The following is a 20,914-nucleotide window of genomic DNA, read 5'->3' on the forward strand; positions in this document are numbered from 1 at the left end:
GTTGCTCTTCCTACCTTAAATATGGCGGCAGCTTTCGTTATACTCCCTCCATTTTCCACATAATTGACTACTTTTTGCCGATAGTCTAGACTGTAAGCCATTTTTTTCTAATTAACTACTTTTATCGATTTTATCATGATCTTACCTCTGTCTCACATTTATTTGAAATGACTATAATTGCTGACTAATGACTACAGTCCGAGACGCAAAAACTGGGATTACTCAAGAGAATTGAAACTGAAATGCCCAATCTTCAGTTAGGCTTTCTTGCAAAATTGTTTGGGTCTTACGCGCCCAACTAATACAGCATTTTTATAATCTTATGACTTGCGTAACGAGCTATTTAAAACGCGATCGATCTTCTTCAGACTGGCATTCTCCGCCCCGCATCTATATTCTTTTGGCAATTGTCAAAGCTGAGATTGGTGCCGCATCCCCATCGCATCGACCTACCACGGGGGGATTACCCCTACCAAACACTATCTCATCACTAATGATTTATTACTAAGTAGGTGGAAATAAACATGGCTTGGGGGAGGCAGAGCTTTGGATTAATAATAAAGTGGTGGCTAGTATAGATCATTAGCTTACCAGCCCCTAAAATATTTTATTTTTGGTTGCGTATGCCTACTTTTTAACTAATGACTTTTGACGAAAGCCGCTTCTTCTCAATATATTGCTGGTGGTAATCCTCTGCCATATAAAATTCACCAGCAGGTTTGATTTCGGTGGCAATGTCTTTGTCGTATTTACCGGAAGTTTGCAATTTTTGTTGGGAGAGGCGAGCTGCTTTTTCTTGTTCGGAATTGTGATAAAAAATTACCGACCTGTACTGTTCGCCTCTGTCAGGGCCTTGGCGATTGATTTGGGTGGGATCGTGACAGTTCCAGAATACATCTAGCAGTGCTTCGTAACTCACCTGCGATCGATCGTACTCTACGAGCACGGCTTCAGCGTGACCGGTGACTCTGGCGCAAACATCTAGGTAGCAGGGATTCGGCCAGTGACCTCCTGTGTAGCCCGCAGCAGTCGAGACGACACCCGCAACGGCGCGAAACTTGTGTTCAACTCCCCAAAAACAACCGGCGGCAAATGTGGCTTTTTCCATTGTGTTACTCATCGTATTGCGCTCAAAATCGGCACTAAATTATGCTTGACATATTCCCATTAGTGTGCATTCCCAAACCAATCGCGGCTGTACGTAGTTTAGCAAATATTGTCGTGCTTTCTCCAAGGGTTCTAAGGGCGATCGACTAATTTCCCCTGCCAAAAATTGCTGCCAGTAACAGTGTTGTAAATAATCGATTAACCACAACTGAGATTCAGTATCTAAAGTTTTATCAATTTCCTTGGCCAATTCCAAAGCAGACCGCAGGTTTTGAGGCAACTGCTTCACCTTTTGCAGCAAATCCTCGGGTATTGATTGCAGTTGCTGCCAAATAGAAATTGCCTCCCCAGGACTTCCTTGAGCCATCCCCATTACCTCGGGATGATCTAAAATCTCCGCGAATCCCGCTTGCTGCAAAACTTGTGCCATTGCTTGGGGATTCAGCCGAGAAAACTGGATTTTTTGACAGCGGGAAATTAAAGTCGGCAGCAAAGCTTCCACAGTCGGAGCAATTAAAACGAGCGCTGCTTTTCCCGGTTCTTCTAATGTTTTCAACAAGCCGTTAGCGGCTCCCTCACCCATTGTTTCTGCTTGTTCCAAAACTACGACTGAACGCGCAGCTTCTAGCGGCGGTCTGCTGAGAAATTCACCGATTTCTCGAACTTGTTCTAAGCGAATTTGTGGCGGTGCTTTCCGCTTTAAACCGGCTTCCTCTGCTTCCTTTGGCGACAGCCGTTTGCCTTGGTTCATGTAAGTTGGTTCTACCCAGAGTAAGTCTGGATGATTCCGCTGCCGCACGCGAGTTTGCACGGAGGCTATTAATCGGGTTTCGGCAAGATTGGCTGAGAATAAAAGCTCGATGAAAGACTGAGCGGCTAAACTTTTGCCTATGCCGTTAGAGCCGACAAATAAATAACCCGGAGCAATTCGGTTGCGCTCGACTGCTTGTGTTAGCAATTCTACTGCTTGCTCTTGTCCGATTAATGAGGTGAAATAATTCATGTGACAGTTGACAGTTGACAGTTGACAGTTGACAGTTGACAGCTTGCCCGAAGAGCGCAGTCGAAGGGTTGACAGTTGACAGTATTCAGTTGACAGAAGGAAGTTATTGTAGGGTGCGTCAGGGGCGCTGAATGTAATGACTACCTATTCAAGAATTTTGCCCTGATAGCTACCCTATGGTGAGTTAGTTACAACGAAAAAACCGGGTTTTTCCTCGAACTTGAGGATTTTTAGCAAATATTTCGTAAAAAACCCGGTTTCTGGCTATCTATGTAAGCTTACTTTTCAGAATTGGTATTATTTAAATATCCCCAAGCTTCTAACCTGCTAGTTACAATAGTTTGAATTTCCTGAGCGACTTCATATTCAGGGCGATCGGCATTTATCCGGACAATTCGAGATTTATTTTCCTGGGCTAACTCCGCAAAACCTTGCTGCACAAGGCGGTGAAACTTCAAATCAGCTTGCTCGATCCGATCGCACCCTCCCCGGGTCCTTACCCTCGCCAAACCCGCTTCCACATTAATATCCAGCCACAAAGTCAGATCGCTTTCCAAGCCTCCGGTGGCAATGTCATTCAACTGCTTAATTAAATTAAGCTTAAGACCGCGGCCGTAGCCCTGATAAGCAATCGTAGAGTCAGTAAAGCGATCGCATAAAACAATCGTTCCCTTGGATAACTCGGGTTTGAGAAAAGTTTCGACGTGTTGAGCGCGATCGGCAGCGTACATGAGTAATTCTGCTCGATCGGATACAGATTCGCCCCCATCTTGTTTCAGCAGCAGATGTCGCAGTCCCCTTCCCAGCTCAGTACCCCCCGGTTCGCGAGTAGCCACCAAGCGGACTGTCAGAAAGCAACTTGCTTGCAGGAACTGTATCAAGCGCTGCATTTGCGTAGTTTTACCGGCACCTTCCACTCCCTCAAACACAATAAGTTTGCCTTTCATTGCCCTAACTTTCCACCTGAATAAAATAAATTCATATTGTTCTGTGCATCTGTTCTAGGTTCGGTATGATAATAAAGTCTCAATGCCTCACGGCTGGAGTTTTTTATGGCTCGCTATACTGGTTTTTTTATCGTTGCCGTTCCCATCGACCGTCTCCGTCAGTCCCTGATTGAAATTTTAGAGTCCTGCAATCTTGATATTATCTACAATACAGGAGACTCCGTAATGGCTCGCGAGCTTCCCGGTCAAGTTTCCCTTGCCAAACTTGTCACCGCAGAAGTCTTAATTGAGAAAAACACGGCTACCGACTCAGAGGTTCGCATGAACTTCGTGATTAAAAACGAGGAACTGCCCCTGCAAACCAACAACCACTGTCGTCAAATGTTCGAGCTAGTGAGTCGTTCAATTATGAACAACAATAATTGGCGACTCTTGGAAAGTATGGCACTCTAGCCATCAGTCAGTTGATTGTACATTGTAGATTTTAGAGTGACTCCACAGATAAATCTGGGGCCTCGAATTAACGTCGAAACTTCTTTGGTCTCGACTCATGGTGTGGGGGGCTTGTATCCCTCTTGGGATGAGGTCATTAGTCATTAGTTTCTAGCTAATGACCGATGACCTCCGACTTTTATCTGCAATTCCTAAATTTAAGCTCGAAATCCGCGTCGCAGCAGCAAAGAATTTGTAACCACGCTAACAGAACTAAAGGCCATAAATGCTCCGGCCGCCGCAGGACTGAGTAGAATTCCGGTTGCAGGCAGCAAGATACCCGCTGCCACGGGAATTCCCAGAGTATTGTAACCAAAAGCCCAAAATAAATTTTGGCGAATCTTATTAAAAGTAGCGCGCCCCAGCTCGATCGACTCAACAACATCCATCAAAGCATTTCGCATCAGCACAATTTGAGCTGTCTCAACTGCGACATCAGTACCGCAGTGCAAACCGATACCGACATCAGCTTGAGCCAAAGCCGGGGCGTCATTGATGCCATCCCCCACCACAGCCACTTTACAGCCTTGGGCTTGCAAAGCCGCGATCGCCCTCGCCTTCCCCTCCGGCCGCACCTCTGCCAAAACATCAGCCGCCGTCAAATCTAGCTGCTGCGCCGTCGCCGCCGCCGCAGACGCCGTATCCCCCGTCAGCATCATCACCCGCAATCCCATGCCCCGCAAACGTTCCACCGCAGCCTTAGCATCCGGCCTCAGAGTATCTTTTAGCCCGATTACCCCCAGCAAAACGCCCCCAGAAGCCACGTAAACCGCCGTTTTGCCTTGCAAAGACCCCGACAATTCCGTCGCCACAGCAACACCCTGCTGCTTCATCCACTCAGCATTCCCCGCGAACACCCGTCGGCCCTCCACCAAAGCAGAAACCCCGAATCCCGGTTCCGTGCAGAAATCCTCAGCAGCTAGCAGCGGCAAACCTTGTTGTTGAGCTTCCAGCAAAATCGCTGCGGCGATGGGATGACAAGCGCCCCTTTCCACCGCCGCCGCAATTTGCAGCAGTTTTGAGTCAATTGTGGAACAGGCATCTTGCCTGTTGCCAGAAGCCCCATCAATTGTGGAACAGGCATCTTGCCTGTTGCCAGAAACTCCCTCAATTGTGGAACAGGCATCTTGCCTGTTGCCAGAAACTCCCTCAATTGTGGAACAAACATCTTGTTTGTTTCCAACATTAATATCTGAGTTCAAATCCCACTCCGAATTCTGGAAAACCGGCAAATAATCTGTGAGTGTGAGATTTCCGGTTGTCAGAGTGCCAGTCTTGTCAAAAACTACCGTATCTAATTGATGCACCCGTTCTAAAACATCACCACCGCGAATTAAAAGTCCGCGCTCCGCCCCGATGCCAGAACCGACTAAAATTGCAGTTGGGGTAGCCAGTCCCAAAGCGCAAGGACAAGCGATGACTAAAACTGCGATCGCCAATTTCAAACTTAACAGCAAAGGCGATTGGTAATGAGTAATTGGTAATTGGTAATCGGTAATTGGTAATTGATTTCCCATGCCCCATGCCCCATGCCCCATGCCCGAGGCCCCATGCCCCATATCGTGTCCTAAAAGCACAGAAGGCCAAATATGAGTGCCGGCAAAATACCAAAATAGGAAAGTTAAAACCGATATCGCCATTACCCCATAGACAAAATATCCCGCGACAGTATCAGCTAAATTTTGAATCGGCGCTTTGCGAGTTTGGGCGGCCTGCACCAAAGCCACCATTTGAGCTACAGTTGTTTCCTTACCAGTGCGAGTTGCGCGCATCACAACTGCCCCGGATTTGTTGATAGTTCCGGCGGCAACTGTATCTCCTGGTTGCTTCAAAACCGGCATCGATTCGCCAGTCAGCATCGACTCATCTATTGTTGTTTGGCCTTCGCAAATTTCGCCGTCTACCGGTATTTTTTCCCCGGGCAAAACTTGCAGCCATTCTCCGACTCGGACGCGATCGGCAGGAATTTCAATGTATTGTGGATCGTAGACCTCTGATGTCGAGTTTAAAGGCAATTCTTGCGATCGCAAATCTAAACTCGAAAGTTTAAAATCAACTAAGCGGGCTTTCGCCGGTTGCAATGCGATTAAAGCTTGCAAAGCTGATGCAGCGCGGCGTCTGGCTTGCTGTTCGAGAGTTTTGCCCAACAAAATAAAGCCCAGCAGCATCACCGGTTCGTCAAAAAAGCACTCCCATCCCATGAGTGGAAACAGCAGGGCCGCGTTGCTAGCCGTGTAAGCTGTGACAGCGCCTAAAGCTACCAAAGTATTCATGTTGGGTGCATTTCGCCACAAACTGCGGCACCCGTCAACGATAATCGGGCGACCCGGTAGCAGCAAAGCTAGGGTGGCGAGTCCCCAGTGAAACCAAATATTGCTGAGAATTGGGGCTTTTGTGCCGAGTACGTGACCTAAACCGGATAAAATAATTAGGATAAGGGCGATCGTCAATTGCTTGATTTGCTGTCGAATTTCTTGTCGCCGCCGTTCAATTGTTGTCGCTTCTGCTTCCCACTGATTTTCACCTGAACGAGACTGAGAGGGAAATCCATTATCAGTCAACTTTTTCGCTAAAGCCTCTGCATCGACCGTCCCCGGTTGACACTCAACCGTTGCGACTTCTACGGCCAAGTTAACGCAAGCTGAAATTACGCCTGAATACTGCATGAGTTGGCGTTCCACAGCTTTCGCGCAGCCGGCACATTTCATACCGCCGACATCGAAAGTAACAAGTTCTGGCGGTGATTCTTTAACTGATATGATTTCTGGTTGAATTTCGGGGATTGTTTTGGGCAAAAATTGCATGGTTTTGGTTGGTATTGATTAGAATATTTCGGTGCTTGTGAAATGGTTTAATGAACTGTTTAGACAAATGTCTATATTTTTATCATAGATAAATTTTGTGGCATCTTCCGAAAGTGTTAGTTTTTTTTAATTCTTATTAGTTGCAGGCGGTTAAATCCGCAGTCCGGGAGGGGTTTCAACTACTGTTGGACGGCGAGTTTAATGCTAAGACACACTTGGGACACGGCATTGCCGTTTCCCTATTTGATATAATGAGCCAATTGCCTAGTTAGTATCAAGCTTTTATTTGACGAATTTAGCTATGACAGAAACACCAAAATTTTATATTGTCAAACGTCCTGCGGGGAATTGCGAAATTTTGCCGTTGGCGGAGCCCTCGCAGAGGATCGCGCAACTTGAAGAACAAAACCCCAGTATTATTGAAAAGTGGGGTCCTTACGATTCTGCCGAAGATGCCATTGCCCGCCGCATCGGATTAATTCGCGCCGGCAAATGCCAGCCGCAATGACGAATTACTATTACTTTCCTCCGCATCGCGAAAGCTAACGTGATATCAAATCTGTTAGCAGCCGAATTCTTCCGATATTTCTTCTCGACATCTGCGTGAATCTGCGTCAATCCATTGTCATCTGCGGTTTACATTCTCTTCTTTTAACCGCAGATGAGGGCAGATAAACACAGATTAACGCAGATGAATTATATAAATTTCGGTTGCACCGGACGAATTGCCAAAAACAGCGAAGCATTCGAGTTTAAAATCTTGGCTTTTAGCCGTAAATCTTCCCCCGAATGCTTTTTTTAAACTGGAACCTTACACAGGTTTTCTACTTAGATTTAGAAGGTGCTGCACTCGGTTTTGCCTGCGCCGCATTCGGTTTAGGGGGCGCTGCATTCGGTTTCGACTCCGCCTTATTGTTCCCTGTTTTACCAGTAACTTGCTGTGCCAAAACTTCCATAGCTTTTGCGTACTGCGGATCTGCCGTTGTAGCGATTTTATCGCGATCGCGCCTCAATTCCTGTTTTTGAGCCTCGGTGAGTTCTACCTTAAAATCCGGTTCAATCCCGGCCTTGTTGATATCAGTGCCCTTGGGAGTAAAATACTTGGCAATTGTCACCGCCAAACCGGCACCATTTCCCACGCCGCGTACTGACTGAACTAAACCTTTACCAAACGTCTTTGTTCCCACCAAAACCGCGCGTTTGTTGTCTTGCAAAGCACCGGATAGAATCTCGCTAGCACTTGCTGAACCGCCGTCTACCAGTACAACTAACGGTTTGTCTGTGAGTTCTCCCTTATTTGCCGTTTGTTTATCGGCCTCACCGACTCGATCGACCGTCGAGACGATCGTACCTTCTTTGAGCCACATCCGAGCAATTTCAATACTTCCGTACAGCAACCCGCCGGGATTGGAACGCAAGTCTAAAATATAGCCCGTTACCTTTTTCTGTTCCAAATCCTTAATTGCCGTTCGCATTTCCGATGCAGCATTCGCACTGAACTGATTTAAGCGAATATAGCCGACTTCTCCGATCGGAGTTTTCTGCACCGACTTCCGCACGGGATGAATTTCTATTTTAGCGCGTTTCAGCTTAAATTCTAATTCCTTGCTTCCCCGCAAAATAGTTAGCGTCACCTCAGTATCCACCTGGCCGCGAATCAAACTTACCGCTTGATTCGTATCCATGCCTTCTGTGCTCTTGCCGTCAATCTTAGTAATGATATCTTTTGCCAGAATACCAGCAGTAAAAGCAGGGGTATCTTCGATCGGCGAAATGACCACCAACTTTTTGGTTTCCTCATCTTGAGTCAACTGAATCCCAACTCCTGTCAGTTCCCCAGAAGTGTCAACCTGCATATTTCTGAACTCTTGAGGGTCCATAAACCGCGTATAAGGATCGTCCAGCTTCTTCAGCATTTCCCGAATTGCTTTGTAAGCTTCCTCGTCGCTGGTATAAGTCCGGTTCAAATATTCATTCCGCACCGCTTTCCAGTCAACCTGGTTAAAAGTGCCATCTACATAACTTTTGTCAATAATTTGCCAAACTTCATCAACCAACTCTTTAGGGCTTCCCCGAAAAGAAGCCAGAGATTTAGAACTGCAACCAGTGTTCGCAAGAGTTACAGCAGTGAGTACCACTGCTGCTGCACTTAGAACAAGCCCTCGTTTTGTTATAACCATTTGTCTGACGCGCGGGAGGAAAAGAGTTCAGAATAATTACGCTCAATCTAACACAGGCAAGGCCGGCTCGCGTTTGGCGTACATATATTATTCCACTTTGCCGAGTTTTGTTCCCTTTCGCCACAGGCAAGATGCCTGTGCCACAAAAAACTCTTGTGGGGTGGGCATCTTGCCCGCCACAGGCAAGATGCCTGTGCCACAAAAAACTCTTGTGGGGTGGGCATCTTGCCCGCCCCCAAACTTCAAAACTAAATCCAGCAAAGCCTACTCTGGTTCAACCCAGCGATCGTCCGATTTAATCAAATCAATCAATTCTTGTACACCTCGGTCTTCCGGCACTTTTTTAATTTCTTCCCGGCCCCGGTACAGGGAGATATAACCAGGTTGCTTCCCGACGTAGCCGTAATCAGCATCAGCCATTTCTCCTGGCCCATTGACAATACAGCCCATTACTGCTATATCCAAACCCGTGAGATGCTTCGTCGCCTCTCTCACTTTGTGTAACACTTCTTCTAAATTAAACAAAGTGCGACCGCAGGAAGGACAAGCGACATACTCAACCATCGTTTTCCGCAGTCCCAAGGCTTGCAGAATGCTGTAGCAAACGGGAATCTCCTTTTCAGGGGCCTCTGTCAGCGAGACGCGGATGGTGTCGCCGATGCCGTCAGCTAACAAAGGTGCCAGGCCTGCGGTGGATTTGATGCGGCCGTATTCGCCGTCTCCTGCTTCCGTGACGCCCAAATGCAGCGGGTAATCCATGCCGAGTTCGTCCATCCGGTGCACCATCAAGCGGTAAGCAGCAACCATCACCGGCGCGCGGGAGGCTTTCAGGGAAATTACGATATTTCGGAAGTCTAGGGATTCGCAAATTTTGATGAATTCCAGGGCGGATTCTACCATGCCTTCGGGGGTGTCGCCGTAGGTAAACAGCATCCGTTCGGCGAGGGAACCGTGATTGACGCCGATTCGCAAAGCTTTGCCTTGGTCGCGCAGGGAAATCACCAGAGGTTCCAGGGTTTCGCGGATTTTTTCGCCAATTTCGGCGAATTCGCTGTCGGTGTATTCGCTTCTGTCGGCTTTCGGCTTCTCGAACACGTAAAGTCCGGGATTGATTCTCACTTTGTCTACGTGTTTGGCCACTTCCAGGGCAATTTTCATGCCGTTGTGGTGGACATCGGCCACGAGGGGCACGGGTTGGTAGGTGGCGTGCAGTTTTTGCTTGATTTCGGCTAATGCTTTGGCGTGGGCCATGCTGGGCACGGTGACGCGGACGATTTCGCAGCCAATCTCGTGCAAGCGCCGAATTCCTGCGACTGAACCGTCGATGTCGAGGGTGTCTTCGTTAATCATCGACTGTACGACGACGGGGTTGCCGCCGCCGATGGTGACGCTACCGACTTTGACTGGTCGGGTTTTGCGGCGTTTGATGGTGGTGTCGAAGATGGGTTGGCTAGATGCGCTTTTAGTTGGATTTGGTAGAGTTTGCATAAGTGATTGCTAGTGTTCTGTTACCAAGCTCTATAAAATTCTGTTTCCTATTTTTCAGGTTGCCATAGAAAGCGTCTGTTTGGACAAAGAGGTTTTGGGATTTAGGAATTGGGATAAAAATGCTCGCCTACCTCCCACTCACATGATGTCTGTTGGGTTCGTCGTGTTACGCAGGCATCACCGGGAACGCGAAGATAGGTTAATGAAGATTTTGGCTGCAATTTCTCGTTAGAATATAAGTTAGAATATGACAAAATTATATAAATACTTTGGAGTTTTCAGCAGTTATGCCAGATGAAACGATTAGGATTGTGAGCAGCGATATTCCGGGCGAGTCGCCTCAAATTGAGCCGGATGTTCCCCTCAAATCTGAGCGGGGAGTAGACTACACTAAGTTGCGCGATTTACTGGCAACTCGAAAATGGAAAGAGGCGAATCGGGAAACGGAAATAAAAATGCGGGAAGCAGCGGGGGGTCCATATCTCGATCGATTGCCCTGTGAAGACTTACGAACTATTGACCAACTTTGGGTAAAATACAGTAACGGACGTTTCGGCTTTTCGGTGCAGAAACGCATCTATGAAAGTCGGTGGAGGCATCGATGGGATAAGGAGCGAGAAATTTTCGAGGAGTTCGGCTGTATAATTGGTTGGGTTTGGTGGCATCCTAGTTGGGTCGTCACCTCAGAGATCGAGGATGGAACACCTCCGGAACACATCCTGGGGGGACACCTCCCAACATACTACATAGAGGAGTACAGTTTCAAAGAATTAAGGCAGCGCCTCGAGACTTGTAGAGTTTAACATCTAAGCGTTTCAGGTTTTCATAAAGATTTATTACAAAGGCAAAAACCATGAAACCACGCCAGTTCTACGTTTCCGATACCTGGCACTGCTAACCGGACTCGGCTAAAATGCTACCAGCAACTTGTGGGTTGTAACAATTAGCGAAGATAAATTTTTCTGCCACCGCCAAAATTTCTGGGTCTTCCGCCTCCCACTCTCCCCAAGGCAAACTCATCTGTCCCGGTGAAGCCTTTTTCGACTTTCCCTTAACTTTCAACCCCACTAACAAACGACTTCCCCAATGATTTTTTGACTCAGGTTTCGGTTTTGGGCGATACTTCTTGCAAAATTTGCGGTAGGCTGCGGCACATTCATCTAAAGTTTTACCCAAAGCCAAAAACGCCGGATGCCATTGAGTAATCCCATCATCACTAAGCCTGTCGTGAATGCCATAATTGCTGAAATCATAAAAAAATCCTTGCTGCATTCCGGCCGCTTTCGGATTAGCATGAATGTAGCGCAAAGTATTTAAAGCTCTACGCTTGTCAGTATTAGCAAAACCTGTACTGTGATAGCGTTTTTCCCAGAAATGTCCTGTACGGTTGAGCATCCGGTTAAAACACATAGCAGTGTACCAATTTAACCAGTGCATAATTTTAGGTAAATCTCCCGGTAGTGTTGGTTCTAGGAGATAATGAACGTGATTGCTCATAATGCAGAGAGCATAGAGTTTAAAACTGTATTTGTTTTGAGCTTTCTTGATAGCATAGAGGAAAACTTGGCGGCATTCGGAGCGAGTTAAGCGAAACTCGCGGTTATTGCAGCGAGTAGTAACGTGGTAGGAGTATTGGGGCTGGAGTTGACGAGGTTGGCGAGGCATTGTCTGAACAGACTACTTTATGCAAATATGTTGAAGTTTAACTTAGAAACACAATTTGTAGTTTGCATTAACAATCAAGATTATCAAGCATCATTGGAAGTGCGAAAAATCTACCAAATAATACCGGATAATCACGCTGGGGAACATCAATTTATCCGAGTTATTGATGAATCCGGCGAAGATTATTTGTATCCAGTCGCATATTTCGTGCCGATAGAATTGCCGAAAGCCGTAGAAGCCGTATTTGCCTAGGATAAATTAACAATGATATCTGTATGAAAATTCCCAAGTTGCGGCGGTGAAATAGTTAGAAAAGAAGTGGATAAACTTTTAGGAGGTGGCAAGCAGACTGCTATATTAAAAGTATCCGCTGAAGTTTGCCTAAGCTGTGGAGAACGGTTGTACTCTGTGGAAACAGTTAGGAAATTTGCCAAAATTAGACAGCAGCTACAGCGAGAAGAGACTCAAGAATTTCAAGCGATGGGGCAATCTTTTCGAGTAGGATAAGTTAGACGGGGATAATTTGTTTAAAAAGATCGATCGCACTTTCCAATCATCCATCAAAAATCAAGGCGCGTTAGCGAAGCCCTCGAAGAGGATCGCACTTCACTCCAGAAATCTATCTCGCGGATGATGCGATGCCCGCCCTCCCCAGCAAAACTACAAAATGTACTGGCAAATCCCTTCACATACCCAGGCTCAGCAGTTAAATAATCTGAGGTTTTCCATTGGACGATCGCACCAACCAACCAACCACCGCAGCTAACAACCGCCGACCTCTAATTATCGCAGGAATTCTCCTCGGTATCGGTCAATCCGGCTTTTTTGACGGCATTGTACTGCACCAACTCCTGCAGTGGCACCATATGTTTAGCAGCGTTAAAACCGATGCTACTGTTGCCGGTTTAGAATTAAATACCCTCGGAGATGGATTGTTTCACGCTGCTGATTGGTTGGTAACAGTGGCGGGAATCTTCTGTTTGTGGCGTGCGGTGAAGCGCAAAGATGTTCCTTTGTCAACTCAAACTTTTTTGGGTTCCATATTAATTGGTGCTGGATTGTTTGACTTTGTTGAAGGCATTGTTGACCATCAAATTTTGGGAATCCACCACGTCAAACCCGGTATCAACGAGTTAGCTTGGGATTTAGGATTTCTCGCCCTCGGTCTTATTTTAGCGTTCTTAGGTTGGATGCTGCTACAGAGTGAAGTTCCCGCAGATACTAAAGTTTAAATGAATGCAGAGATTGGGAATTTTACCAAATCCGCGTTACAAATCTCCCACTCTCTTTTTAACTCATCAGTGCATCCCGCCGCAGACTCCAACCACGCGATCAAATCCTCCTTACTCCTAAAATCCAACAAAGCTTCTCCCCAATCATCTAACTGTTCCGCAGATAATCCCTGGATGCGAGTTTGAACTTCCAGTGTAACATCACCCACCCGCAGCACGATCTGACGCATAATTAATCCTATTTTCGCCTCAATTTTACCCCTTTCGATTACTTGTTCGATTCCTTGGCGGCAATGTTGAGTACCTGAATTTCCACAACCACGGTTTTGTTGCCGATCATCTTGGCCTTGACATCCAGGTAAGTGTCTTTCAAGCCTGTAAAGCTTCCTGCTGAATAAGGGTCAATGATTTGTATTTCTTGGATGGTTGGTTCTCCGTTATACAGCATTGCATTTAGGAAGCGGATTAAAATTTCAGGATGTTCGGAAGATTAGAATATTCTTTTGAATGCAAAGTCTGCTTTGGGGCTGATGAAACGCATCTTGTAGAAGGAAGAAGGAAAATGCAATATCTTAAGGATTTTTAGGTTGGTAGTTGCGCTTTACCACCCTTAGCGCAACTACGAAGTTTTTCAATTATCAGCCTGTTGCTTCAGTAGTAGTTGCAGGCGACATAACTAGCTTTCCAGTTATATCCATCGTCGCTAGCTTCAGCACTTCATTAAAAGCTAAACCCCGAATTTTGAGTTCCCACCGAATGCCTTTTGCTTTCATTCGCTTGGCTTTCCGCATATCGACATCAGCAGCTTTTTGATGCAAGAGCAAATATTTCATTGCTGCTGTAGCTTCTACTTTTGTGGGAAATGCAATATAAGTGATAAATCCGCCGTCCCAATGATTGGCGTTGCGGACACTGCTGATAGTCGCAACTCTCGGACTAAAGCGGTTCCAGTACAAGTCGCCGTAGCCGATCGACTGTGTATTAACTTGGAGTTTGTTTGCCATTTGACTTAACTCCTATAACCTTGTGTGCGGGGTTAGCAGCACCAATTTGCTGCTATTAACTATTATAGCAAATTACTGAAAAAGTGGTAATTGTTGGCTGTTGGCTTTGGGCTGATGCCTAAAACCTCAATTCATATTCGGCAGTGACGCGATTGTCTCCTTGAAAATTACTCGAACTTCTGAGTAAAATTTTATCGCTCAATCGATAACGCACAGTAAATTCAGTCGGTTGATTTGCTGACAAAACTCGAATGATTGAGGCTGAAATATTGCGCGTGATGTCAAACCCAACTTCTAAACCTAAACCGAGAGAACCCGCACCCGAACTGGAACTAGCTGTTTGTGCTTCGTTGCCTCTAATGCGAGTGGGAAATAAGCGAAATTCGCTCAATCCTGTGGCGTTAGTAATCGCAGATTGAAGGTTATTCAATAAACCCGCACCCGCTAAATTTGCGATCGCCAGTGTACTGTCTCCCTGTCCCAAAGTCTGCACGAAACTGCCGCCCAAGAGCGCTACAATCTCTGTTTCCGATCGACTCGGAGAACTCCTCAACTCCAGACTTTCCGCCAACTGAGAAGCCCTTCCCTGCACTAACGCTTGAATTCGGACACTCCGCACATTGCCGAAACTTGTCGGTTCGTCTGCGATTTCAGAGGCTACAGATGTGCCGGGAGTGCGGAACCGCGTTACTTCCTGCACCGAAGTTGCTAATCTCACATCCAGCGTCGGATCGAGTCCTTGTGTTGGTACAAAGATCGCAGTCTGTGAGTATCCTCGATCGAGTCTAAACTCTGTCGTAAACAAATTCACCGACCCGGAAGTCAACCGAATCGTACCCTCTGGGCGAAGGTCATCTAAAGTTCCATTCACCGTCAAGCCCCCAGTCGCCTGAAAACTCAATATCGGCGCACTTGTGACCCGAATTCCCCGGCCCAAATTCAGCCGCAAATCGTTCAATCCAACTTCAAAGGAAGGGGAAGTCGCAGTCGCAGGAGAAGGAGAAACCTCAGTTGTAGGGGAAGCAGAAACGTCAGTCGCAGGGGAAGCCGAAGATGTAGAAGGAGAATCGGAAGCAGAAGAGGAAGAAGCTAACTCAGTTGTGCCGCCGCCGGGACTCCGGAGAAATACTTCACCGTTGTAGAGTTCAATATTACCGCTCAACTGCGGGCGTCTAGCCGTGCCCCTTGCCTGCACTTGACCGACAACGCCGCCGCTGTACAATCCTCTGAGGTTCACTGCTAACTTGTCGAGATTCACAGCCAGGGGATTATCCGCATCGACATCGCCCTCCGCAAAGGGCACAGACAGCGGAATTACACCCTGGGCCACAACTTGTCCCTGACTCAACTGTCCCCGAATTCCCTCTACTCGAATACGATCGCCCTCGAAGCGCACCGTCCCAGTTAGCCCTGTCAGCGGTTCTGGGAAGGCTTGCGCGCGGACAGTTGCATTTTCAAAATTTGCAATTCCTTGCGCTATAGGGTCTTGCAGCGTTCCTCCCACGCGAATTTGCACCTGTCCCTGACCGCTGACCCACGCCACTTGCGGAGTCAATACATTAATAATTGCCAAACCTTCATTTTGCAAATTCGCCCTCACATCAATTTGATTGCTATCAGCTTTCACGGCTGCAAACGGCAACTCAAAAGGCAAACTTCCCTGCACTTCAATCGGTTCGGTTTGAGTTACCAAAGCGCTGCCGCCAAAATTCAGGCGGGCATTGCTATAACTGAAACTGCCGTCGGCTTGCTTAATCGGTTCTCCGTTTAGCGTACCCTCAAGCAAACTCAATTCTCCCGTGGCTTGCGGGTTTTCCAAACTGCCGGCCAAATTCGCCCGCAAATTCAAATTTCCCGTGACATCCACAAAAGGCAATTCCACCAGTTTTGCCAACTCTTCCACGGGGACATTTTCTACCCGCAACTGCCCGGATTGAGCTTTTTGCCCGAGTTGTCCCGAAAAGCCGATCGCACTTTTGCCCGATCGAATTTCCAAAGGCAAAACAGTTAAGATCCCCTCCTGAAAACTGCCTTCAATGCTGAAATTTTCAGCGACATATCTTCCCCACTGCCAGTTATCGCCTTTCACGTTAAATTGAGCTTGCACACCCGTTTGCAAAGAACCGGCGACAGCAATTTCCGCGCCAAAAGTGCCTTGCAATTGAGATAAGGGAGGCAATTTTTCTGATGATTTAACTGCCTGCTGCTGCTGCAAAATAGTTTCAATTTCTGCCAAGCGGCGCAACTGTACAATTAGCGGGGCTTCTGGTTCTCCCACTGCTACAGTTTGCACGTCGCCGCTGTCACCGTAAACAGGAGGTTTTAAGCCTCTCGCCAAGTCGCCTAAATTGAAATATTGCAAAGCGGCTAAAACCTGCTGCAAATTGCCTTGCTGGACGTTAACTTTCCCGGCAAATTGCGGGTTGGCGCCTGTTTGAACATTGCCGGAAATTAAGTATTGACCGCTGCCTTGGCGGAATATGCCATTTGTGAGAGTGGCGCTGCCGTTAGCGTAGCTGAATTCGCCTTGGAAACTGTCACCTTTAATGTAGCCGATCGCCGGTTGGGCGATCGCAATTTGTCCGCTTGCTTGCAAAGTCGCCGGATTTAACGGCATCTTCCAACCGGGCACATTTACTTGTCCCGAAACCGTACCGGTTATCGGCCCCAAACCGACCTCTTTACCGGGTGATAGATTCAAAGCAGCGAGGGGAAAATCGCTTAAATTAACTCGCAAAGTTTCTCCCTCGGTTTGGCCCCTAGCCACGGATTCCCCGCGTTGAATTAAGAAAGATGTCGGCAGAAAAGATTGATTTAAAGCTACTTCAATTTTGTCGCTGGCGCCGGCCAAACGCAAATCTACACTTTTCCCAGCATCCGCATTCACACTCCCCGCCAGTACCGGGTCAAAAGCGATTTGATTTACTGCTAAATCCCGCACTTCCACGTCGCCAACTAAGCTGAGGGCGGCGAGGGTTCCGGTGAGGCTGCCGGTAAAATCGACATTGCCGCGCAGGGGTGGGCTTTGCTGTGAGGAATTTTTGTCCCCAATTGCAGACAAAAATCCTAGTTGTTCTGCGGGTAAGGCTTCCAGGTTAAAGTTGGCGAGTTTGACATCCAAATCTAAGTTGGAAATTGACGGCCCTCCTTTACCTCCGAGTTCGACGTTAACAAAGCCGTTTGCTGTCAAACCGGGAGTTGTGGCGTTCTCAATTTCCACCCGTTTGCCGTCCCAATTAAATACTGCCTCAAAAGGTTGTTTCAAAAACGGCAATTCCGAGATGCGGAAACTGCCACCGGCGCGAACATTTTGTAGGGGCGGTGCCCCCGTGCCCGCCCCAATCGGGCCGGATAAATTGATATTGCCGTTAAACAGTCCTACAAGCTGGGGGAGATTTTGGGAACCAGAGACTCCACCTCCGGTTTGCAAGCTTTGTCGCTGCGACTCAAAGGCTTGCTGGAAGCGACTTAGAGCAATTTGCTCGCCCTCGATTGACGCGCGCCAATTCCCCGATGCGGCGCTGCCTTTAGCATTGACAATTCCTCCGCCGTTGGCGAGTCGAATTTGTCCGTCCCCATTGGCGGTGATGCCGTTGGCGGTTAGATTATCTACTGTTCCCAAAATGCGAACTTGGCCGTCGAGGGTTCCCTCAATTTCTGGCGGTAAATCCGCTGTCAGCAAACCTGTTTGTTTGAGGGTTTGTTCTAAATTACTGACGGCAATTCCGTTCGTTTCCAGCAATGCTTGCAAGTTGCCGTTTTCCAATTTTGCCGTAGTATCGATCGCCCCGAGTCGATCGACCACAATCACTCCCTCTCCGCTACCACTAATGCCCTTGGCTGTCAAGTTATCCAAACTGCCCGCTGCTTGGAATTCGCCCTTAACTCTGCCGTCAAATCCTTTAGGCAAAGTCGCCGTCAGCGGAAACAGTTGGAGATTGCGAACAGTTTGTTCTAAGCGGCTGAGAATAACTCGATCGGCATCGGCGAAAGCTTGCCAGCGTCTGTCTTCTAATTTACCTCTAAAAGCAAGAGTACCGTCCCCTATATTGAGTTTGCCGCTGCTGCTGACGCCTATGTCAGCGGCTGTTGAATTATCAAGACTGCCGCTGGCTTGAATTTGATTGGATATTTGTCCGTCAAGCGATTGGAGATTTTGGATTTTGGATTTTAGATTGTTGATATTGGCGACTGTTTGGGGATTGTCAGCAGCGAAAGCTAAGCCAACATCTAACAGGGGCAATCCTAAATCTCCTAAGCGCCGGATGGAAGTGCGATCTGTTTCTGCTGTTGCTTGCCAGTTTCCCGCTACCAATTCTCCTTTTAAATTAACATTGCTGCCAGCAAGATTGAGTCTGCCGCTGCCGCTGGCATTGATGCTGCTACCCGTCAAATTGTCAAGACTTCCCGATGCTGTAATTTGACTCGATAGCAGTCCGTCAATCGATTTGAGATTTTGGATTTTGGATTTTAGATTGTTGAGATTAGCCGATTGCTGATTTTCGGGATTGAATGCTGAAGCCACATCTAAAATCGGCAGTGTCAAATCTACCAAGCGGCTGATGGAAGTGCGATCTGTTTCTGCTGTTGCTTGCCAGTTTCCCGCTACCAATTCTCCGTTTAAATTCACATTGCTGTCGGCAAAATTGAGCCTACCGTTGCCACTAACATTGATTCCGCCAGCAGTCAAGTCGTCAACATTTCCCGAAGCTTGAAATTTACCTGCTAGCTGTCCGTTTAACGTTTTAAAGTTTTGGATTTTAGCTTCTAAATTCTCCCGATTGGCGGGCGTTCCCCGTGTTAATAACGGCAACCCAATATCAATCAATTGATTGACAGCAACTTTTTCAGTGTTGCCAAAAACTTGCCAGCGGCCCGATTCTAGTTCGCCATTAACATCAACAATACTGTCAGCAATATTCAGCGTTCCTTTGCCCGTCGCAGCGATCGCATTTAAACTCAAATCGTCTAGAGTTCCCGCAGCTTCGGCGGTTCCGCTGACCAAACCCGCTAGTTCAGGAGGCAAATTAAGGTCTGGCAGAACTTGCTGCAAACTGTTGAGGGCAACGCGATCGCCCTCGATGATAGCTTGCCACTGACGGTCTTTTAGCGCAGCATCCACGTTAACAGAAGCGTCGCCAATTTTCACAACTGTATTTTGCAAATCCGCCGAATTCCTTGCGGCTCGAATTTCGCCCGCTGCGGGAAAAGTTCCTTGCGGTGCTTGCCATTGAACTCTCGCTTGAATGTTGTCTAACGGGCCGAAAATTTGAGCTTTTGCGGAGACACTGCCAATTGTAACAGTAGCAGGAATTGGGAGAGCGTAAATTTGGGCGAGATTATCTGCAGGCAAGTTTTCAGCTTGCAAGTCAAACACCAAACCAGATGGATAATTGCTACTTTTTAAAGCAATATCAACTTGACCTTTACCGCCAAGTTTACCCCCCGCCGCCGGCACTACCAAAATATCGCTCAAAGTCAAAGCTAAAGAGGAAAAAGGGGGAATAGAAGATTGAGAATTGGGAGTTGGGGTTTGAGCCATTCTCCCGCGTTCCAATTTGAAATTAGTGCTAATATTGTTTAATTGCAGCCGATAGACTGTAGCGGGTTTTGTCGAGGCGATCGCACCTGTCACCACCGGTTGATCGACGGTTCCAGTTAGCTTGACATCCGCCTTGACTTCCCCGGCAACAGCAACGGGTAATACTACTTTCTGCCCTAACTCTGTCTCCACCGCACTGACAACACTTGCAAAAGCCACTGGTTGCACGCTCGTTGCCAGATTGAAGCTAGCGTTCTCCAAATTAAAATTAGTTCCAGTTGCAACTGTTCCTGCTATTCTCAGCGGAATTAGACCGTAATTAGCCGCCAGACTATCGACAATCACATTAGTTCCCTGAAACCGCAACTGACCGCTGCTATTTTGTACGATTTGTTTCAAGGGAGAAATACTCGCTTGCACTCCTGCAAAACTAGCGGTTCCGGTAATTCCCGATACTTTATTCTCTCGCACTTGCACGGTCAAATTGCCATTAGCAAGACCTTTTTGTAAAGAAATGCCGGAAAGTTTCAGCAAGCGAGCGAGGTCGGACAAAGGCAAATTTTGACCTTGCAACTGCAGGTTAGTTTGAGCTGCAGGTAACATAGAATCAGCTTTAAGTATAAAATTATCGCTGTTAGTAAACTGACCGTTTACTTCGTAGAGAACGCGCTGGTTTTGGTCGCGAAATAGAGCACTGCCATTTTTCATATTTACAGAAATAGGAGCCGAAGTTGTCTGCCCGACTGCGGGGCGCGGTACCAAAACTGCGACGGTATTTTCAGCTCGAATTGCTTCAACTTCAGTTTTAAATAAACCCGGAGATTTCTGCTCCGCAGTTGGAATATTAACCCAGCGGCCTTTAGCATCCTGTTCGATATAAGCGCTGGCTTTAACTAAGGTAATATCTAATTTGAGATTGCGGGTGAACAGCAGTTGCAAAACCGAAAACTTTACTTCAACTGCTTCTGTAGAAGCATAATCCGGATCGGTAGGAGTTGCAGGTAAAGTCGATCGGCCAAACCGCAAACTTGTGGGAGAAAATCCCTCCAAACGTCCGAGTTGCACGGGCCGCTTCAGCAACTGACTGACTTCAGTTTCCACCAAAGGAGCTAACTTTTCCCGCACCCACTGGTATCCTACCGCCGCCGCAACCAAGGCGAGAATACCCAATCCCGTACCGCTAAGCAGCAGCAGACGCCACCAGCGGCGGTGGGGACGGGGTGCGAGTTGATTTTTGTTATCGTCGGAGTTAGTCATGGGTGTTTCTCAGAAATCAGAGAATTCAGGAATTAAGGGAATCAGCCGATTTTAGACAGGTATAATTTCTGTGATTCGCCAGCGTGGCTTCTGCCTTTGGTAGACTCAGAATTTAGGTCGGAAGTGCCGATCATCGGGCGCAGCGAAGGTCGAAGGCACGCCCCCACTCCAGGGTAGACTCCAGAAACCTTTA

General features: G+C 47.4%; 17 protein-coding genes and 1 pseudogene. 6 read left to right on the plus strand and 12 right to left on the minus strand.

What is annotated here, in order from left to right:
* The 4 genes from QUB25_RS21335 to tmk all read right to left on the minus strand — a co-directional run.
* Nucleotides 1-101: IS630 transposase-related protein (locus tag QUB25_RS21335; RefSeq protein WP_333185941.1), on the minus strand; the 101-nt coding region annotated here is incomplete at its 3' end.
* A 533-nt stretch (nt 102-634) separates the two neighbouring features.
* A complete protein-coding gene (msrA, locus tag QUB25_RS21340) occupies nt 635-1,120 on the minus strand; it encodes a peptide-methionine (S)-S-oxide reductase MsrA (RefSeq protein WP_445251976.1) in 486 nt (161 codons plus the stop codon).
* A gap of 27 nt (nt 1,121-1,147) precedes the next feature.
* Nucleotides 1,148-2,110, minus strand: coding sequence for a DNA polymerase III subunit delta' (locus tag QUB25_RS21345; RefSeq protein WP_333185805.1), 963 nt, complete (start codon nt 2,108-2,110; stop codon nt 1,148-1,150).
* 278 nt (nt 2,111-2,388) lie between these two features.
* Entirely contained in the window at nt 2,389-3,057 is a 669-nt protein-coding gene (gene tmk / locus QUB25_RS21350) for a dTMP kinase (RefSeq protein WP_333185808.1), read from the minus strand.
* Between the two features lie 105 nt (nt 3,058-3,162).
* On the opposite strand from tmk, the gene QUB25_RS21355 reads away from it, so the two are divergent.
* The gene (locus tag QUB25_RS21355) at nt 3,163-3,510 is read left to right on the plus strand and encodes a hypothetical protein (protein WP_333185810.1); all 348 of its coding nucleotides are present in this window, start codon (nt 3,163-3,165) and stop codon (nt 3,508-3,510) included.
* A gap of 197 nt (nt 3,511-3,707) precedes the next feature.
* Here QUB25_RS21355 and QUB25_RS21360 read toward each other — a convergent pair whose 3' ends face one another.
* Nucleotides 3,708-6,353, minus strand: a complete 2,646-nt coding sequence (locus tag QUB25_RS21360) for a heavy metal translocating P-type ATPase (protein ID WP_333185813.1) — start codon at nt 6,351-6,353, stop codon at nt 3,708-3,710.
* Nucleotides 6,354-6,654: 301 nt separating this feature from the next.
* On the opposite strand from QUB25_RS21360, the gene QUB25_RS21365 reads away from it, so the two are divergent.
* On the plus strand, nt 6,655-6,861 hold the full coding sequence (locus QUB25_RS21365) for a DDE transposase family protein (protein WP_190733905.1): 207 nt from the start codon (nt 6,655-6,657) through the stop codon (nt 6,859-6,861).
* Between the two features lie 316 nt (nt 6,862-7,177).
* On the opposite strand, the gene ctpC is transcribed toward QUB25_RS21365, so the two are convergent.
* Together ctpC and ispG are read right to left on the minus strand one after the other, a co-directional pair.
* Entirely contained in the window at nt 7,178-8,533 is a 1,356-nt protein-coding gene (gene ctpC, locus QUB25_RS21370) for a carboxyl-terminal processing protease CtpC (protein ID WP_333185816.1), read from the minus strand.
* A gap of 264 nt (nt 8,534-8,797) precedes the next feature.
* Complete coding sequence (gene ispG / locus QUB25_RS21375) at nt 8,798-10,021, minus strand: (E)-4-hydroxy-3-methylbut-2-enyl-diphosphate synthase (protein WP_333185818.1); 1,224 nt, start codon at nt 10,019-10,021, stop codon at nt 8,798-8,800.
* A gap of 287 nt (nt 10,022-10,308) precedes the next feature.
* On the opposite strand from ispG, the gene QUB25_RS21380 reads away from it, so the two are divergent.
* Nucleotides 10,309-10,824 (plus strand): GUN4 domain-containing protein, encoded by a 516-nt coding sequence (locus tag QUB25_RS21380; RefSeq protein ID WP_333185821.1) that lies wholly within the window; start codon nt 10,309-10,311, stop codon nt 10,822-10,824.
* Nucleotides 10,825-10,915: 91 nt separating this feature from the next.
* Here the strand turns inward: QUB25_RS21380 and QUB25_RS21385 are convergent, their stop codons facing one another.
* Nucleotides 10,916-11,686, minus strand: coding sequence for a transposase (locus tag QUB25_RS21385; RefSeq protein WP_333185824.1), 771 nt, complete (start codon nt 11,684-11,686; stop codon nt 10,916-10,918).
* A gap of 27 nt (nt 11,687-11,713) precedes the next feature.
* On the opposite strand from QUB25_RS21385, the gene QUB25_RS21390 reads away from it, so the two are divergent.
* The 3 genes and pseudogenes from QUB25_RS21390 to QUB25_RS21400 all read left to right on the plus strand — a co-directional run bounded on the left by QUB25_RS21390 (nt 11,714) and on the right by QUB25_RS21400 (nt 12,918).
* Entirely contained in the window at nt 11,714-11,938 is a 225-nt protein-coding gene (locus QUB25_RS21390) for a hypothetical protein (protein WP_333185827.1), read from the plus strand.
* Between the two features lie 45 nt (nt 11,939-11,983).
* Nucleotides 11,984-12,193, plus strand: a pseudogene (locus QUB25_RS21395) (YgiT-type zinc finger protein); the annotation flags it as partial.
* A gap of 221 nt (nt 12,194-12,414) precedes the next feature.
* Nucleotides 12,415-12,918: a DUF2243 domain-containing protein gene (locus tag QUB25_RS21400; RefSeq protein WP_333185830.1), complete on the plus strand. Its 504-nt coding sequence runs from the start codon at nt 12,415-12,417 to the stop codon at nt 12,916-12,918.
* On the opposite strand, the gene QUB25_RS21405 is transcribed toward QUB25_RS21400, so the two are convergent.
* From QUB25_RS21405 to QUB25_RS21420, 4 genes are all read right to left on the minus strand, one after another.
* Nucleotides 12,915-13,148 (minus strand): DUF4351 domain-containing protein, encoded by a 234-nt coding sequence (locus tag QUB25_RS21405; protein WP_333185833.1) that lies wholly within the window; start codon nt 13,146-13,148, stop codon nt 12,915-12,917. The two genes, QUB25_RS21400 and QUB25_RS21405, sit on opposite strands and share 4 nt — an antisense overlap.
* Before the next feature lie 38 nt (nt 13,149-13,186).
* Nucleotides 13,187-13,366, minus strand: coding sequence for a hypothetical protein (locus tag QUB25_RS21410; RefSeq protein WP_333185837.1), 180 nt, complete (start codon nt 13,364-13,366; stop codon nt 13,187-13,189).
* 190 nt (nt 13,367-13,556) lie between these two features.
* Nucleotides 13,557-13,922, minus strand: a complete 366-nt coding sequence (locus tag QUB25_RS21415; protein ID WP_333185839.1) for a hypothetical protein — start codon at nt 13,920-13,922, stop codon at nt 13,557-13,559.
* A 118-nt stretch (nt 13,923-14,040) separates the two neighbouring features.
* Nucleotides 14,041-20,721, minus strand: coding sequence for a translocation/assembly module TamB domain-containing protein (locus QUB25_RS21420; RefSeq protein ID WP_333185842.1), 6,681 nt, complete (start codon nt 20,719-20,721; stop codon nt 14,041-14,043).
* Between the last annotated feature and the right edge of the window lie 193 nt (nt 20,722-20,914).

Origin of the sequence: Microcoleus sp. B3-D7, assembly GCF_036705305.1 — a bacterium.
Taxonomy (GTDB): Bacteria; Cyanobacteriota; Cyanobacteriia; order Cyanobacteriales; family Microcoleaceae; genus Microcoleus.